The organism is Gordonia sp. NPDC003422 (assembly GCF_053588675.1).
In genome coordinates, this window is the sequence record NZ_JBSFQL010000028.1 from 23448 (window position 1) to 40404 (window position 16957).

18 protein-coding genes are annotated in these 16957 nt (G+C 65.9%); 15 read left to right on the forward strand and 3 right to left on the reverse strand.

Annotated elements, in window-relative coordinates; genetic code table 11:
• Positions 1–96 precede the first annotated feature (96 nt).
• The 10 genes from ACWDTF_RS20560 to ACWDTF_RS20605 all read left to right on the forward strand — a co-directional run bounded on the left by ACWDTF_RS20560 (position 97) and on the right by ACWDTF_RS20605 (position 10305).
• Positions 97–849, forward strand: a complete 753-nt coding sequence (locus tag ACWDTF_RS20560; RefSeq protein WP_240856364.1) for an IclR family transcriptional regulator — start codon at positions 97–99, stop codon at positions 847–849.
• Between the two features lies 1 nt (position 850).
• Positions 851–1717, forward strand: a complete 867-nt coding sequence (locus tag ACWDTF_RS20565; RefSeq protein WP_449754964.1) for an ABC transporter ATP-binding protein — start codon at positions 851–853, stop codon at positions 1715–1717.
• Positions 1710–2609 (forward strand): ABC transporter permease, encoded by a 900-nt coding sequence (locus ACWDTF_RS20570; RefSeq protein ID WP_240856366.1) that lies wholly within the window; start codon positions 1710–1712, stop codon positions 2607–2609. Before ACWDTF_RS20565 ends, ACWDTF_RS20570 begins: the two co-directional genes overlap by 8 nt.
• A gap of 27 nt (positions 2610–2636) precedes the next feature.
• Positions 2637–3974, forward strand: a complete 1338-nt coding sequence (locus ACWDTF_RS20575; RefSeq protein ID WP_433258418.1) for an NtaA/DmoA family FMN-dependent monooxygenase — start codon at positions 2637–2639, stop codon at positions 3972–3974.
• Between the two features lie 229 nt (positions 3975–4203).
• Complete coding sequence (locus tag ACWDTF_RS20580; RefSeq protein ID WP_433258421.1) at positions 4204–5133, forward strand: TauD/TfdA family dioxygenase; 930 nt, start codon at positions 4204–4206, stop codon at positions 5131–5133.
• Positions 5134–5379: 246 nt separating this feature from the next.
• A complete protein-coding gene (locus tag ACWDTF_RS20585) occupies positions 5380–5757 on the forward strand; it encodes an ArsR/SmtB family transcription factor (protein WP_240856369.1) in 378 nt (125 codons plus the stop codon).
• On the forward strand, positions 5754–6242 hold the full coding sequence (locus tag ACWDTF_RS20590; RefSeq protein WP_433258423.1) for an SRPBCC domain-containing protein: 489 nt from the start codon (positions 5754–5756) through the stop codon (positions 6240–6242). Before ACWDTF_RS20585 ends, ACWDTF_RS20590 begins: the two co-directional genes overlap by 4 nt.
• Before the next feature lie 2 nt (positions 6243–6244).
• Positions 6245–6814, forward strand: coding sequence for a maleylpyruvate isomerase family mycothiol-dependent enzyme (locus ACWDTF_RS20595; protein ID WP_240856371.1), 570 nt, complete (start codon positions 6245–6247; stop codon positions 6812–6814).
• A 31-nt stretch (positions 6815–6845) separates the two neighbouring features.
• A complete protein-coding gene (locus ACWDTF_RS20600; protein WP_240856372.1) occupies positions 6846–8291 on the forward strand; it encodes a sigma 54-interacting transcriptional regulator in 1446 nt (481 codons plus the stop codon).
• A 10-nt stretch (positions 8292–8301) separates the two neighbouring features.
• Positions 8302–10305: a vWA domain-containing protein gene (locus ACWDTF_RS20605; protein WP_240856373.1), complete on the forward strand. Its 2004-nt coding sequence runs from the start codon at positions 8302–8304 to the stop codon at positions 10303–10305.
• A gap of 458 nt (positions 10306–10763) precedes the next feature.
• Here ACWDTF_RS20605 and ACWDTF_RS20610 read toward each other — a convergent pair whose 3' ends face one another.
• The gene (locus tag ACWDTF_RS20610; RefSeq protein WP_449754965.1) at positions 10764–11216 is read right to left on the reverse strand and encodes a hypothetical protein; all 453 of its coding nucleotides are present in this window, start codon (positions 11214–11216) and stop codon (positions 10764–10766) included.
• A gap of 271 nt (positions 11217–11487) precedes the next feature.
• Here ACWDTF_RS20610 and ACWDTF_RS20615 point away from each other — a divergent pair, with 271 nt between their 5' ends.
• Positions 11488–12120 (forward strand): DUF1707 SHOCT-like domain-containing protein, encoded by a 633-nt coding sequence (locus ACWDTF_RS20615; RefSeq protein ID WP_449754966.1) that lies wholly within the window; start codon positions 11488–11490, stop codon positions 12118–12120.
• A 34-nt stretch (positions 12121–12154) separates the two neighbouring features.
• Here ACWDTF_RS20615 and ACWDTF_RS20620 read toward each other — a convergent pair whose 3' ends face one another.
• Positions 12155–13090, reverse strand: a complete 936-nt coding sequence (locus ACWDTF_RS20620) for an AEC family transporter (protein ID WP_433258427.1) — start codon at positions 13088–13090, stop codon at positions 12155–12157.
• 62 nt (positions 13091–13152) lie between these two features.
• On the opposite strand from ACWDTF_RS20620, the gene ACWDTF_RS20625 reads away from it, so the two are divergent.
• The 4 genes from ACWDTF_RS20625 (at position 13153) to ACWDTF_RS20640 (ending at position 15785) form a co-directional block, all read left to right on the forward strand.
• A complete protein-coding gene (locus tag ACWDTF_RS20625; RefSeq protein ID WP_433258429.1) occupies positions 13153–13812 on the forward strand; it encodes a DUF4190 domain-containing protein in 660 nt (219 codons plus the stop codon).
• A 131-nt stretch (positions 13813–13943) separates the two neighbouring features.
• Positions 13944–14735, forward strand: coding sequence for a DUF4190 domain-containing protein (locus ACWDTF_RS20630; RefSeq protein WP_433258431.1), 792 nt, complete (start codon positions 13944–13946; stop codon positions 14733–14735).
• 146 nt (positions 14736–14881) lie between these two features.
• Positions 14882–15055 carry a 50S ribosomal protein L32 gene (rpmF, locus tag ACWDTF_RS20635; protein WP_240856379.1) on the forward strand — a complete coding sequence of 58 codons (174 nt, stop codon included), beginning with the start codon at positions 14882–14884 and terminating at the stop codon, positions 15053–15055.
• Between the two features lie 181 nt (positions 15056–15236).
• Positions 15237–15785: a DUF4190 domain-containing protein gene (locus tag ACWDTF_RS20640; protein WP_433258433.1), complete on the forward strand. Its 549-nt coding sequence runs from the start codon at positions 15237–15239 to the stop codon at positions 15783–15785.
• Between the two features lie 338 nt (positions 15786–16123).
• On the opposite strand, the gene ACWDTF_RS20645 is transcribed toward ACWDTF_RS20640, so the two are convergent.
• Positions 16124–16894 (reverse strand): SDR family oxidoreductase, encoded by a 771-nt coding sequence (locus ACWDTF_RS20645; protein ID WP_240856381.1) that lies wholly within the window; start codon positions 16892–16894, stop codon positions 16124–16126.
• Positions 16895–16957 lie beyond the last annotated feature (63 nt).

The following is a 16957-nucleotide window of genomic DNA, read 5'->3' on the forward strand; positions in this document are numbered from 1 at the left end:
ACCCTGCACACAAGGATTCACCCGCATCGGTCTGTGGGTGAGCATTGGACGCGACAGCTCACCGCTGAGTGCCCACCGGTCGCGAAGGAGGCCATCATGGATCTGAACCAGAAGGCCCGCACCGGATCTCAGTCGGTCGAGCGGGCGATTGCCGTGCTCTTCGCCTTCGACGGTGAGGACGCGGCAATGTCGCTCACCGATGTGGCCGATCGGGTCGGTCTGCCCGTGAGCACCACTCATCGCATCGTCGGAGCTCTGGTCAAGGGTCGTCTGCTCGATCGGGGGGCTGACGGCAACTATGTGATCGGGCCCGGCATCGTCGACCTGGCCGCACGCGCATTGCCGGAACTCGATCACAGTGCGGCAGCTCCGCATCTGCATCAACTGGCGGCCGAGATCGGCATCACCGCGAGCCTGGGCATGGAGGTGAAAGGCGAAGCCGTGACGGTCTACTCGGCGCATCCGCCGATTCGGTGGTGCAACCAGCAGATCCCGGAACCGAGAACGGCGTTGGACACCAGCGCGATGGGGCAGGCGATCGTTGCCTTCCATGCCGGCGGTCGTCGGCCCGCACTGCGACGCGGCGCCGCGTCGTCCGACGTTCGCCGGCGGGGCTATTCGATGGCCACCACCGCATCGGGGGTGACCGCGGTGGCCGTACCGGTGTTCGACGGCGCTGGCCGGGTATGCGCGTCGATCGGCGTGCAGGCGCGCAGCGCACGGCTCAACCGGGAGTTGATCGGCCGGGTCGTACCGGTGATGAGGTACACGGCTCGCGCCTTGACGCCGGTGCTGGCGTCGGCCGATTCCGGCAGGACACAGATGGAACAAATACCGGGGGTGAGATGACATGACCGAGCAGACACCGAAATTGGAACTGCGCGGCGTACGCAAGGTGTTTCCGGCACGGGGCAAGCCAGACTTCCTCGCGCTCGCGGATGTGACCGTTGCCGCGCAGCCGGGCGAATTCTTGGTGCTCGTCGGCCCGAGCGGCAGCGGAAAATCGACGTTGCTCGACCTGATCGGCGGCCTGACCCGCCCGACGGCGGGGGAGATCCTGCTCGACGGCACACCGATCACCGGGCCCGGCCTGGATCGGGGCATCGTCTTCCAGCAGTACGCGCTGCTGCCGTGGCGGACTGCCCGGGCCAACATCGAATTCGGGTTGGAGGCCAAGGGGGTGCGGCGGCGGGCGCGACGGCAGATCGCCGACGAATACCTGGCGCTCGTCGGTCTCACGGGTTTCGGTGACCACTACCCGCACGAGCTCTCCGGCGGGATGAAACAGCGGGTCGCGATCGCCCGCAGCCTCGCCTACGAACCCGAGATCCTGTTGATGGACGAGCCTTTCGCCGCACTCGACGCGCAGACCCGGGAGGGTTTGCAGGACGAGCTGCGCAAGATCTGGCGGGCCACCGGCAAGACCATCCTGTTCATCACGCACGGCATCGATGAGGCCGTCTACCTGGGGAACCGGGTGGCCGTGCTGTCGGCGCGGCCCGGCCGGATCACCGAGATCGTCGACATCGACCTTCGTCGGGAGGGGATCGAGGACCTGCGGTCGTCGGCTCAGTTCCGTGAGTACCGCCACCATCTGTGGCTTGCGCTCCGGGCGCAGCGGGATGCCACGCAGCGGGATGCCACACAGCGGGATGCCACACAGCGAGATGCCGCACAGCGAAATGCAAGTGGTCTGGTGGGAGCGTCGAATGTCTAGCGGCGTGCAGTTGGCTCTGTCCGACAAGCACATCGAAGAGGCGACTGCTGTGCCGGAGACCACGGAGGACTCCGCCGCTGTGGTGGCCGAGGCGTCGGACGATCGAGCGGCGTGGTGGCATCGTGTGTCGTCGGTGGCGGGCAAGGGTGTGCGGGTGTCGCTGGTTCTGCTGGTGCTGGCGCTGATCTGGGAGGTTGCACCACGCATCGGCGCGGTCGATCCCACCTTCCTGCCGCCGGCGTCCACCGTTGCCCAGGCCCTGTGGGAGCTCATCGGCAACGGCCAACTGTGGCAGCATGTGTCGGCCAGTCTGAGTCGCGCCCTGGCGGGCTACCTGATCGCGGTGGCGATCGGGATTCCATTGGGCCTGCTCATCGGCTGGTACCGGCTCGTTGCCCAATGGCTCAACCCGGCGCTCGAACTGTTCCGCAACATCGCGCCGCTCGCATTGCTGCCGGTGTTCGTCCTCGTACTGGGGATCGGGGAGACCTCCAAGGTCGCGCTGGTGGTGTACGCGTGCCTGTTCCCGATCCTGCTCAACACCATCTCGGCGGTGCGTGATGTGGACCCGCTGCTCATCAAATCGGCTCGTTCGCTGGGTCTTTCGCCGGCACGTCTCTTCGCCAAAGTCGTGCTGCCGGCCTCGTTGCCGACGATCTTCACCGGGCTGCGCCTCTCGGCCGCGGCGTCGATCCTCGTGCTCATCGCCGCCGAAATGGTCGGGGCGCAATCGGGATTGGGCTTCCTCATCATGGCGTCGCAGCTCAGCTTCCAGATCCCGGAGATGTATGCGGGGATCGTCGCGATCGCGGTGGTGGGCGTCATCTTCAACGCGGTACTGGTGCTCATCGAACGGTACTTCACGCGGTGGCGGGTCGACCCCGGTCACTGAACCATGTCGAAAGGACAACAACACACCATGTCTCGTCAACTGCATCTGAATGCGTTCGTGCTCGGCGTCGGGCACCACGAAGCCGCGTGGCGGCATCCGCTGACAGATGAGCAACGAGTGCTGGACCCGCGGCACTACATCGAGGTCGCCCAGCTCGCCGAACGTGGGCTTCTCGATTCGGTGTTCTTTGCCGACATCCTCGCGGTGGGACCGAATGTCGCGCGCAACTCGCAGCAGGTGTTCGAGCCGATCACCTTGCTGTCGGCCATCGCCGGGTCGACCCAGAGGATCGGTCTCATCGCGACCGCTTCGACGAGCTACAACCATCCGTACACGCTGGCCCGTGCCTTTGCCTCGCTCGAGCACATCAGCGGCGGGCGGGCCGGATGGAACGTCGTCACGTCGGCGACCGCGGACGAGGCACGCAACTTCGGGTTCAACGGAACTCCCGAGCATGCGCAACGGTATTCGCGTGCAGAGGAATTCGTTGATGTCGTCACCGCGCTGTGGCACAGCTGGGAGTCCGACGCATTACGGCTCGACGTCGATGCGGCGTTGTTTGCCGACCCCGACAAGGTGCACACCGTCGACCACGTGGGCCCGCACTTCACCGTCCGCGGTCCGTTGAATTCGCCGCGTTCCCCGCAGGGTCGGCCGGTGCTGGTGCAGGCCGGGTCGTCGGAGTCGGGTAAAGACCTTGCGGCCAGGATCGCGGAAGTGGTGTTCACCGCGCAGCGCTCTGTTGCCGACGGCACCGCGTTCTACGACGACCTCAAGAACCGTGCGTCGCAGTATGGGCGGGGTCGCGACGAGATCGCCATACTGCCGGGGATCGTGCCGTACATCGGTGACACCGAGGCGCAGGCCCGCGAACTCGAGCACGAGTTCACCACGCTCATCTCGCCCGATTACGCGTTGCGACAGCTTTCGGTCTTCTTCGGGCAGGACCTGAGCGGGATCGCGCTCGACGACCGGTTGCCGCCCCTGCCGCAGGAGTCGGAGATCGAGGGCAACAAGAGCCGCTCGAGTCTCGTGCGTGCACTGGCAGAAGGTGAAGATCTCACCGTGCGGGATCTCATCGGCCGGCTCGGCGGCGGCCGCGGGCATCGGACCATCGCCGGCACGCCGCAACAGATCGCCGACGACCTCATCGAGTGGGTGGATGCGGGTGCCGCGGACGGATTCAACATCATGCCGCCGTACCTGCCCGGTGGACTTGAGGCATTTGTCGACAAGGTGGTGCCGATCCTGCAGGAGCGCGGGCGTTTTCGTACCGAGTACACGGGTTCGACGCTGGCGGGTCACTACGGTCTCGACGCCGCGGCGCGAGGCGAGGTTCGTGCGGCGTCGCCGGTGACCCGGTAATCCCGGCGCCTTTAAATCGTGCTGCGACTAATGCTGTGTGACAATCAGATCCTGCACTACAAAGGCGTGGTAGCCACTGCACAGCAACCGAAGGGAGAGCCGAGAACATGCGCTGCCACGCGATGAACTGGTCGGATGGCTCCCATCACGGCTCTCCTCCCGAAGTTCCCGGATTCCGCGCCTGACCTGCACGATCCAACCGTCATTCTGACGACACAAGGGAACTCCGATGACCATCTCCATCTCTGACTCTGCCGTGCCCGCATCCGATCGGGGCGCCGCATCCGATCAGAATGCCGGCACCATCACCTCCGGCGTCGAACTCGACGTCGACGAATTCGGGCCCCACTTCGGTGCCGAACTGCGCGGCATCGACGTCGCGAACGCGTCCGACGACGAGGTCCGCGCGATCCGTCGGGCGCTGATCGACTACAAGGTGATCGTGCTGCGCGACCAGCAACTCGACGACGAGGCCCACATCGACTTCGGGCGCCGCATCGGGGACCTCACCGTCGGACATCCGGTGTGGGACAGCGGCGACGTCCCCGACGAGGTGTACTCGCTCGACTCCGCCGACAACGGATTTGCCGACGTCTGGCACACCGACGTCACGTTCATGCCGCGACCACCACTCGGCTCGATCCTGCGTCCAGTTGTGTTGCCCCGCAACGGCGGTGACACCAACTGGGCCGACGCCGAACTGGCGTATCGGTCGCTGTCGGAGCCCATTCGTACGCTCATCGACGGCCTGACCGCGGTGCACGACGGCAGCCGCGAGTTCGGCTACTACCTCAAGCAGCGCCGCGGCGGTAAGGGCAACGAATGGGACGGTGCCGAGGTCACCGAACTGACGCCGGTCTCGCACCCGGTGGTGCGGGTCCATCCCGAGACCGGTCGCAAGTCGTTGTTCGTCAACCCCGGATTCACCTCGCACATCGAAGGTGTGTCCGACGCGGAGAGTCGAGGCATCCTCGACCTGCTCTACGCACACCTGACCAAACCCGAGCACATCGTCCGACATCGTTGGCGCCTGGGCGATCTCGTGCTGTGGGATAACCGCAACACCGTCCACTACGCCAACCGCGACTACGGAGATTCGCGTCGCGTCATGCACCGCATCACGCTGCGTGGAGATGAGCCCGTCGGGCCGGTTGCCTGACTCGAAGGGTTACGTGACGGACCTCCACCGACCGTCGGAAATCTGTACCTGGGAGGTCGACCAGGTCCACAGTGCACGTGGTCAGACTGAGGCGTACAGGTAACTGACGGGGTGCTGGCCCCCTTTCCTCGTTTATTCAACCAAAGGGTTGACAACGACGTCGCGGAGGCGCAGGCTCGTACTCAACCAAACGGTTGAGTAACGGCACCGGGAGCGAAGCGATCGGGCCGAATGTCAGGAGATGACGTGGCAGACGAGTTGTCCAAGGTGTTCGCTGCGCTCGCAGATCCGACCCGACGCGACATGGTCGCCCGGCTCGCGGTCTCCGACGCGACGGTCAGCCAACTCGCCGAGCCGTACGACGTCAGCATCCAGGCGGTGTCCAAGCACCTCAAGGTGCTCGAGGACGCCGGACTGGTGACTCGCAGCCGTGCGGCCCAGACTCGCCCGGTCCATCTGGAAGCGGAGGTGTTCGACCTCATGACCAAGTGGATCGAGCGGTATCGCCGACGTGCGGAGGAGCGCTACCAGCGTCTCGACGTACTGCTGGCCGAACTGAACGAAGGCCCGTCAGGTGCAGCGCCTGGCGACGAACAACCACGAGCGAAAGGACAGGCGTCATGACCACCACCCGATACCCCGAGGCAACAATCGAGGCGGACAAGGAGGTGCCCATCATCCGCATCACCCGCGACTTCCGGGGCACCCCAGCGCAATTGATGAAGGCGCACACCGACCCCGAACTGTTCGTCCGCTGGGTCGGCCCGGATGCGATCAGCAGCCGGATCATCGACTGGGACGTGCGTGACGGCGGGAGTTGGCGTTACGTCTCCGAACACGACGGCCAGGAGTTCGGCTTCCGCGGCTGCTTCCACACGGTGTCGGACGACAAGATCGTCCAGACTTTCACCTTTGAAGGCATGCCCGACCAGGTCGCGCTCGAGACCCTCTGGTTCGAGGACCTCGGCGACGGCATCACCCGCCTGCATGCGCAATCGCTCTGCGACAGCTTCGAAGCCCGCGACGGCTGGCTCGCCTCCGGCATGGAGTTCGGGGTCAACGAAGGTTACACCGCACTGCAGAAGCTCATCGCCGACGGCGTGATCTGATCATGGCACTGGTGGAACTCTCTGCCGCGCAACGCCATCGGCAGGTGAGTGAGCGCTTCGGGGCCGTCGCGGACTCGGTCTCCGACTGGGACGCGCCGAGCCCGGTCGACGGCTGGGCGGCGCGCGACGTCGTCGGACATCTCGTCGAATGGTTCCCCGGCTTCCTCGCCGGCGGCGGTGTGGTGCTCGCCCCAGGGCCTGCCGTCGCCGACGATCCGGTGGCGGCCTGGGTGGCACATGCCGCCGCCGTCCAGGATCTGCTCGACGGTGACCGAGCCGACGAACAGTTCACCCATCCGATGGCCGGCACCCATCGTCTGGCCGACGCGATCGACCGGTTCTACACCGCCGACGTCTTCATGCACACCTGGGATCTCGCCGAGGCGGCCGGTGTCGACGCCGCCCTCGACCCCGCGTTCGCGCAGCAACTCCTCGACGGGATGGCGGGGATCGAGGACATGCTGCGGGCTTCCGGGCAGTACGGGCCGAGGGTCGAGGTGCCCGACGACGCGGACGTCGTCGTCCGCCTTGCCGGTTTCATCGGCCGCGATCCCGGGTGGCGGGAGAAATAGGGTCGGCACCGATCGCCGGTCGCGGAGTACCGTGGACGAGGTGCCAGAGGAGAATCTCATCACCAACACCTCCCAGACCACCGAAACCCGCCATCCGTCGCCCCGAACCGTCGGTGAGCTGCGCGCCAGCGGCCACATCCAGCGCAGCATCCGCGACGAGATCCGCAACAACCTGCTGACCGCCTTGAGGACGGGCGCCGATCCGTGGCCGGGCATCGTCGGCTTCGAGGGGACAGTGATCCCGCAGCTCGAGCGTGCCCTGATCGCCGGTCACGACGTCGTGATGCTGGGCGAACGTGGTCAGGGCAAGACGCGCATCCTGCGCACCCTGACCGGCCTGCTCGACGAATGGACGCCGGTGATCGCCGGCTCCGAACTCGGTGAGCATCCCTACGAGCCGATCACCCCGGCGTCGATCCGCAAGGCCGCCAACCTGCTCGACGATCTGCCGATCGAGTGGCGTCACCGCAGCCAGCGCTACAGCGAGAAGCTGGCCACCCCGGACACCTCGGTGGCCGACCTGGTCGGCGACATCGACCCGATGAAGGTGGCCGAGGGCCGCAGCCTCGGCGACCCCGAGACCATCCACTTCGGGCTCATCCCACGTGCGCACCGCGGCATCGTCGCCATCAACGAGCTGCCCGATCTCGCCGAGCGGATCCAGGTGTCGATGCTCAACGTCATGGAAGAACGCGACATCCAGGTGCGGGGCTACACGCTGCGGCTGCCGCTCGACGTTCTCGTCATGGCCAGCGCCAACCCGGAGGACTACACCAATCGCGGTCGGATCATCACGCCGCTCAAGGACCGTTTCGGCGCCGAGATCCGGACCCACTACCCGATCGAGCTCGACGACGAGATCGCCGTGATCGAGCAGGAAGCCGACCTCACCGCGACCGTCCCGACCTTCATCACGGAGATCCTGGCGCGTTTCACCCGCTATGCGCGTGATCATCCGTCGATCGATCAGCGGTCGGGTGTGTCGGCCCGATTCTCCATCGCCGGCGCGGAAACCGTTGCGGCAGCGGCATTGCACCGCTCCGCGGTGACCGGCGAGGAGCAGGCCGTGGCGCGGGTCGTCGACCTCGAGTCGGTGATCGAGGTGCTGCGCGGCAAGATCGAGTTCGAGTCCGGTGAGGAGGGTCGTGAGCTGGAGATCCTCGAACACCTGATGCGTAAGTCCATCGCCGACACAGTTCGTGCTCATCTCGGCGGCATCGACATGGCGCCACTGGTGGATGCGCTGGAGAGCGGCGAACCCGTCGTCACGGGGGATCGGGTCACGGCCGTCGACTTCCTCGGTTCGATCCCGTCGGCGGAAACCACGTCGGAACTGCTCGACGACATCGCCGAGCGCCTCGACGCCGAGGCCGACGGTGAGCGCGCGAGCGCCGTCGAACTCGCATTGGAAGGCCTCTACCTGGCCCGCCGGATCGGCAAGGAGGCCGACGAATCTGGTCAGACGCTCTACGGGTGAGGGAGTGAGCATGGCGCGCAAGAGCTTTCATCGATCTCGGTATCAGCGCTACAGCGGTGGGCCCGATCCGCTGGCGCCTCCCGTCGATCTGCGTGATGCGCTTGCCGAGATCGGCGACGACGTGATGGCGGGTGCCTCACCGCAGCGAGCGCTGCGGGAGTTCCTGCGTCGCGGCACCCCGGACATGCGTGGGCTCGACAAACTGCGCGAGCAGATCAATCGTCGGCGGCAGGAATTGCTCAAGCGCCGCAACCTCGACGGGACGTTCAACGAGATCCGCGAACTCCTCGACCATGCAGTTCTGGAGGAACGCAAACAACTCGCCCGTGACCTCGACGACGACGCACGTTTCGCCGAGATGCAGATCGGCAACCTGCCGCCGTCGACCGCGCAGGCCGTCGAAGAACTCTCCGAATACGACTGGCGCTCACCGCAAGCCCGCGAAGACTTCGAGAAGATCAAGGATCTCCTGGGGCGCGAAATGCTCGACCAGCGCTTCGCCGGCATGAAGGAAGCCCTCGAAGGCGCGACCGAGCAAGACCGCCAACGTGTTTCGGAGATGCTCTCCGATCTGAACGAGCTCCTTGAGGCGCATAATCGTGGTGAGGACACCACGCAGCAGTTCGACGAGTTCATGGACAAACACGGCGACTTCTTCCCGGAGAATCCGCGCAACACAGACGAACTCATCGACTCGCTGGCTCAGCGCGCCGCCGCGGCCCAGCAGTTCTACAACTCGCTGACGCCCGAGCAACGCGCCGAACTCGATCAGCTCGCGCAGCAGGCGTTCGGGTCGCCGGAACTGATGAACCAACTCGCGCAGATGGATTCGGCGTTGCGAGAGGCGCGTCCTGGTCTCGGCTGGGATGACGGGCAGTCGTTCTCCGGCGACCAGCCGATGGGGATGGGGGAGGGTGCGGCCGCTCTGCGCGACATCTCCGAACTCGACGCACTCAGCGAGCAGCTATCCCAGCAGTATGCGGGCGCGCAACTCGACGACATCGACCTCGACGCCCTGGCCCGTCAACTCGGTGAGGACGCGGCCGTCGACGCCCGGACCCTGCAGGAACTCGAGAAGGCACTCAACGAGCAAGGGTTCTTCGACCGCACCTCCGACGGGCAGCTCCGACTGAGCCCCAAGGCGATGCGGCAGCTCGGGCAGACCATCTTCAAGGATGTGGCCGAACAGCTTTCGGGTCGACGCGGAGATCGTCAGACCCGACGCAGCGGCCTTCTCGGCGAGCCGACGGGGGCCACTCGCGAGTGGGTGTTCGGTGACACCGATCCGTGGGACGTCACCCGCACGGTGTCGAATGCCGTGCTGCGCACCGTGTCCGAGACCACCGAGCCCGCGCTGACGACTGCCGAGATGGCGCGTGAGGGCGTACGCATCGACGTGCGCGACGTCGAGGTCGCCGAGACCGAGACCCGCACCCAGGCTGCCGTCGTGCTCCTCGTCGACACATCGTTCTCGATGGAGATGGAGGGCCGCTGGACACCGATGAAGCGCACCGCGATTGCGCTCAACCACCTGATCTCCACCCGATTCCGCAGTGACGAACTGCATCTCATCGCGTTCGGGCGGTACGCGCGGTCGATCGACATCGCCGAACTGACCGGGCTGCAGCCGCGGATGGAGCAGGGCACCAACCTGCATCACGCGCTGCTGCTCGCGCAGCGTCATCTGCGTCGCTTCCCCAACGCGCAGCCGGTGGTGCTCGTGGTGACCGACGGTGAGCCGACCGCTCACCTCGACCCCAGCGGCGAACCGTTCTTCTACTACCCGCCGCACCCGCAGACCATCGCACTCACCGTTCGCGAACTCGACCACGTCGCTCGTCTCGGCGCGCAGGTGACGTTCTTCCGGCTCGGGGAAGACCCGGGACTCGCGCACTTCATGGATCAGATTGCTCGTCGGATCGGCGGCCGGGTGGTGGCCCCCGACGTCGACGGGCTGGGCGCGGCCGTCGTCGGCGACTACCTCCGCTCACGACGGGGTCGCCGGCGCGGCTGACACTCCCGGTTGGCCTGCCCCTGATCCGAAGAGTTTGGTAAATAGTCCCGCTGAACTGCGGAAATGAGCCCCCGTCGTGCCCGCAAATCTAGGGGAAGAACTTCTTCCCCGGGGTTCATAGTCGTCCGCGAGAATTTTCCGGGGGAGGACTCCAAGGGTAGGGGAAGAAGTTTCTTCCCCTACTTTTGTGGTGCCGGTTCGCGCCGCCGACGATGATGCCGCCGCTGCGCACTCATGGCAACCACGTGGACGGATCGTGCGTCCATGCTCGACGATGACGCGCTTCCCACCTCGGCGGTTGGGTCGCTGATCCGAGAGGTTGGGTAACCGCCGCGGCGACCTGCGGAAATCTGTACCTGGGAGGCTGGCCACGTGCACAGTGCACGTGGTCTGGTTGAGGGGTACAGATTCCCGACGGGGTCGCGGTGCGTTCCCGTGGTCGGGCCAACGCGGTCGCGCTACGCCCTCGCCGACCGCGCACCCACCACCCACAGCACGATGCCGACGACGGTCAGAATGAAACCGAATCCGCCGCCGAACACCGCGAGCAGAATGCCGCCGGCGCTCATGGCGACCACGCCTGCGCTGAGCGCGGGTGCGCCGTACGCGGGGCGGTCGCAGCTGATGGTGTAGGAGCCGCTCGCCTTGATCTCGACGGTGCGGAACGATTCGATCTGTTGACCGTCGTAGCCGAAGTTGGTGCTGACCTCCGAACCTCCGGTGACGTCGGCGGGACCGTCGAAGGTGCAGGTCGGGGTAACGCTGTCCTCGGGGGCGAACAGCTGCAACGAATCTCCATCGGAGAACGTGCGGGAGGCCGTCGTGTCGATGGCAAAGATGTCGTCGGCCTGGCCGGCGATCTTGCTGAACCCGATCACCGCGAGCACGATCCCGGTCGCGACGCAGGCCACGAGGATGATGGCGCCGATCTATGTCATCCACTTGCCGATTCGCTTCATTCGCGACCGGTTCTTCTTCGCCGGGACTGGCTGGAACGGTTGGTACGGGTTGGGGGTGTAGGGGGAAGGAGACGGAACCGGTGGGTGGTACGGGCCGTACGGCGGGCCGGGCGTACTCATCTGTCGTCTCCTGGGTAAGGGTTGTCTCGGGGCCTTATTCTGGGGGCCATTCTCCGGGTTTCCACGGTGGTCGTCGGCCGGAATCGACACTAGTGTCGGGATCGTGACCACTCCCGACCTTCCGTCCGACGACCGTCGCGCGCGTCTGCGAGCCGCCGATGCCGATCGCGAACTGGTGCACGAGATCCTGTCGGCCGCGATGGCGGGCGGCAACCTCTCGCCGGCCGAGTACGAGGAACGCGCCGGAAAAGCCGTGATGGCCAAGACTTTTGGTGACCTCGACGAACTCACCGACGATCTTCCGGTGGCCCAGCTCGGCGTCGCGTTGCCCACCTGGCCAGTGGTCGACACGACGCGCGGCACGCGGGTGACCGGCAGGTCGGACAGCGCGGCAATCGTTCGTCATCGGCTCGCGATCATGTCCGGCAGCGAACTCAAAGGGACCGCTCCCGTCGGCGGACACCTGAGTGCGACCGCGATCATGGGCGGGGTTGAGATCGACTTGCGCGAGGTCGAGTTCACCGAGCCCGTTCTGACGATCCAATGCGTGGCGATCATGGGCGGCGTCGACATCACCGTCCCGGAGGACGTGACCGTCGACGTCGGTGGTCTGGGCATCATGGGGGGTTTCGGTGGCGCGAACGCGACTGGCGCGCCTGGCGCACCGACGGTGCGCGTCACCGGTCTGGCGCTGATGGGCGGCGTCGACGTCAAACGTAAGCCGGTCGACGAGTAGGCAATTCGACTCGAGTCCTGGGCCGGTCAACCCGTCAGGCAAGCACCAGCGAGATGATCGCGATCGCCGGGATCGACGCGAGGGTGGTGATGAGCGCGGTGTCGCGCGCGAGGATCTGACCGCGCCGATATCGCGTCGCGTAGACCATCACGTTCTGCGCGCTCGGCAGCGCACCGATCACCACCTGCGCGAAGAGTTGATGCCCGGTCTGGCCGAAGCCCCAACGCGCGACGACGTAGACCAGCGCCGGCATGACGAGCATCTTCAGGGCGGTGGCGAGCGCGATGTCGCGTCGTGGGCTCTCGCCCTTCTTGAACACCGTCACACCGGTCAGGGAGAGTCCAAAGGCGAGCAATGCTCCTGGCACCGAGGCGTTTCCGAGCATCTTGAGGGGTTCGAGTACCGGTGCCGGCGGTATCCAGCCAATGAGCGAGACGACAAGTCCGGTCACCCCGCCGATGACGATCGGATTGGTCAGCGGGGTGACGACAGCGTCGCGCCACAGCGAGCGGTGCGCGCCACGATCGAGCGCCGTGAGGTCGAGGGCCAGGAGCGCGATCGGGGAGTAGATGAGGATCTGGAAAAGCAGCAGCGGCGCGATGAACGTCGCGTCGTCGAGCACGAAGATGGCGATCGGGAGCCCGAGATTCACGCTGTTGACGTACGACGACGACAACGCGCCGATGACCAGCTCCGGAACCGCGCGCCGCAGCCAGAATCGGGCCACGACCACGTAGACCAGCCCGATTGCCAGTGCGCTGCCACCCGCGATGACCAGGGTCGAGGAGAAGATGACCGACAGATCCGAGGTAACAAGCGAATAGAAGAGGAGCGCCGGCGTGCAGACGAAGAACACCAGTCGCGACAACACCTCGTGGGCGTGGTCGCCGAGCAGGCGCGTCCGTCCGAGCACATATCCGATGCCCACCACGATGAAGATGACGGTGAACCCGGAAACCACGCCTGACACCAGCCGAGCTTATTCACTACCCTGAAATCCACATCAATCGGGCGATCGTGGAGGAGGTCAGCGTGACCAACACGCCTGGACAGGGATCGGGCCACCAGGACGACGGATGGGTCTCGCTGAACAAGGACGCACCGGTGCAGCCCGCGCCGTATGCACCCACCGAGTTCTCGCCGACCTATCAAGCCCCGCCCACCTATCAAGCCCCGCCCACCTATCAAGCGCAGCCGACCTATCAAGACCCGTCGAGCGATCCGTATCTGGCGGGCTACGGGGCCAATCCGCCGCTTCCGCCGGTCGCGGCGCCGGGGTCCGATGGCTATTACGGGGCGGTGTCGCCGAACCCGTACGGCCAGTACCCACCGACACCCGGGTATCCGCAGTACCCGGCACCGGTGCAGTACGGGGCGTACGGACCCGCGCCGTACGGCTACGGACAACCGATGTCGCAGACCAACGGAAAATCCACCGCCGCTCTCATCTGCGGCATCGCAAGCCTGGTCAGTGTCTTCCTGTTCAGCTGCTTCTCCATCCCGATCTCAGGTCCCACCGGCATCGTCGCACTGGTGATGGGAGTCAAGGCGCGACGCGAGATCGACGATTCGGCCGGCGCGCAGAGCGGCAGCGGCAACGCACTGGCCGGTCTCATCACGGGTGGCATCGGGCTTGCGCTCTCGGTGATCTGCACAGTTCTTCTCATCGCGATCATTTTCGGGACCTACTGAACGACTGATTTCGGCTGCTTTCCGAGGGGGATCGGAACGATCTTGACTAGGCTGTATCCGACGTGCCGCGCCTTGCGGTACCGATCCGTCTGCGCGTCTCGGGGAGCCGCGCGTTTCGAAAGGCCAAGCCGATGACGAACCCGACCGGCGACGACGATCCGTTCAAGAAGAAGCCCGCGGAACCCGAATCGTACGAGCCACCCGCCACGCCTTCCGGGGACGCGACGCGAGTGATCAAGACCGGACCGGGTGAGGGGTATCCACCGCAGGGCTCGCCGAGCAGCCCGCCCCCGCCGTCGTATGGCACACCGCAGCCACCCGCCGGTGGCTACGACGCCACCCGGGTCTCGCAGACACCGCCGCCGTCTTACGGATCGCCGTCCACGCCTTCGTCGGATCCGTCGCAGTACGGCGCTCCGCCGTCGTACGGTGCACCGGGCTCGACGCCGTCCTACGGCGCCCCCGGTTCGACGCCCTCCTACGGTGCATCGACGCCGTCCTACGGTGCGGACCCCGGCGCGTCGTCCGACCCGAACGTGCCGCCGTCCTATGGCACGCCGTCGTATGGCACCCCGCCCGCCAGCCCGTACGGTCAGCCCGGATACGGCGCTTCGGGTTACCCGGCAGCAGGCGCACCGGGGTACCCGGCGCAGGCGAAGAACAACCCTCTCGCAATCGCATCTTTGGTGTGCTCGATTGTCGGCTTGGTGTGCTGTGGCCTCACCGCCATCGTCGGCCTGGTTCTCGGCATCGTCGCACGCAAGCAGATCAAGGAATCCAACGGCACACAGACCGGCGACGGGATGGCGCTGGCCGGAATCATCATCGGCGCCATTGTGACCGTGCTGTTCATCATCTACTGGATTCTTGTGTTCGCCGGCGTGATCGGTAGCTTCGCCTTCGACACCAGCACCGACTACTGACAAGCCTCGTTTTGGAGGTTGCCGTCCTTGCCGGGTAGTCTGGTGAGGTTGTGTGACGCGCCCACCGGGCTGCAGGCGCACTGACCAGGGATCATCGCGCCAGCTGATCGATCCCAGACAGACCACCGTAGGAGAAGGGCTCAACCATGGCTGTACCGAAGCGCCGGATGTCGCGGGCCAACACCCGTAGCCGTCGTTCGCAGTGGAAGGCGGACAATCCCGCACTGCAAGAGGTGAAGGTGAACGGCGTCGTGCAGCGCATTCCGCGTCGTCTGGTCAAGGCTGCCCGCGCGGGCGTCATCGACCTGGACCGTCGCTGATCTAGAGCTGCCCGACGGTCGCGCCGCCGACCGTCGCGACAAACGAACCACCGACCGCCCCTGGGCCTTGTGCCCGGGGGCGGTCGTTCACGTGCGTGACCAACCGTTCGGATCGGTCATGGGCTGGTTACGATGACCGGGCACCACGTCGGTGCACCAACCAACGGGGGGACCAATCAGAATGCCCGAGTATTACGGCGGTTCGTCCGGTGATGATTCGTCGCAATGGGAGCCGACCCAGCTGAGCCAACGACCGGTGACGCCGCCCCGCTTGGACAAGGGGACCCCGCCGCTCCCGATGCCGATCACGCCTCCGCCGGTGTCGGGATCGCTGCCTCCGTTGCCCCCGCCGTCGTCTGCTGCGCTACCGCCGGTGCCGGCCTACGGCGCGCCGTCCGTGCAACCGTACGGTGCTCCGTACTACGGACAGCCGGCGTACGGGCCGCCGGTAGTCATTGCCCCGGTGCGCCGGACCAACGCGATGGCGATCACCGCGCTCGTGGTGTCGCTCGCCGGGTGTGGGTGTCTCAGCTGGTTGGGGATCGTGTTCGGCCTCATCGCGCGCAATCAGATCAAGAACTCCAACGGAACCGAAGAAGGCGACGGGCTGGCCATCGCCGGGATCATCATCGGTGCGATCGCACTTGTCGGAATCCTGGCGTACTTCGTCATCAACGTGATCTATCTGGGTCTGGTCGTCGGCGCATCGTCGACGTCGACCGACTACTGATGCGAAGTGTTCGGCGACCACCGCGCTGAACTGGGCAAATGCGATAGTGTCGTGCCGCAAAATCTAGGGGAGGAACTTCGTCCCCGGGTTTCATAGTCGTCCGCGAGAATTTTCCGGGGGAGGACTCCAAGGCCAGGGGAGGAAGTTTCGTCCCCTACTTTTCGTGGGGCGCCTGCTTCTGTCGTCGCGTTCGGCGGAACGCGACGACAGGTGACTGAGATCGGGCCCGTGAGCGAGTGCTTCCGGGAAATACCCGGAGGACCACCGTCAGGGGCCCGATCCTGGCCACCGGCCCGACCAACCTTCCTGCCCCCACGATCGCCGCCGCCGGCCGGTTCCTACTGGGCGATGAACTTGTTGACGGCGCGGTTGAGGAAGTTCGGGATGAACTTGGCCGCGTTGCCCAGCACCAGGGTCTGGGTACCGACGCCGTAGCTGGTCCGGTGCAGCAGCTTGTCCTGGCGGGTGGGATGTACTGACTCCCACACCTTGTCGGCGACCTGCTCGGGCGTGATCCGGATGCCCAGGGTCTTGGTCGACTTGGCGTCGGCGGCGGCCAGCGCGGTCTTGGCCCACAGCGGCCAGATGCTGACGACGCGGATGTCGTCGGGCTCCCACTCGAGTTCGAGCGCCTCGGTCAGGCCGGCGACAAAGAACTTGGTGGCGCTGTACACGGCGATGTCGGGCTGCCCGTAGATGGCCGACGCCGAGGCGATGTTGACCAGGTGTGCACCGGGCGTCGCCTTCAGGTACGGGTGCGCGGCCTGAGCCCCGAGCGCGACGCCGAGCGCGTCGATGTCGATCTGGCGCTTGATCGCGTCCGGGGAGATCTCGGTCAGCGGACCCTCGTGCAGGATGCCCGCGTTGTTGTCGAGGACATCGAGCGTGCCACCCGTCGCCTCGGTGAACTCACCGAGCGCGTGCGCCCACTGGGCCTCATCGCGGACGTCGAGTTCGCCGACGATCCAATCGGGGTGGTTCGCCTTGACCTTGTCGAGGGCGTCCTTGTTGACGTCGTAGACACCGATCGTCCATCCCTCCCGGTCGAAACGCTCCGCGGTGGCCAGTCCGATGCCCGCCGCGCCGCCGGTGATGAAAATCGATGACATATCCGTCTCCTGCCTTCTGACCTGCGTCGATGAGGTCCTCGGTCTAACTTACTCGCCAGTATA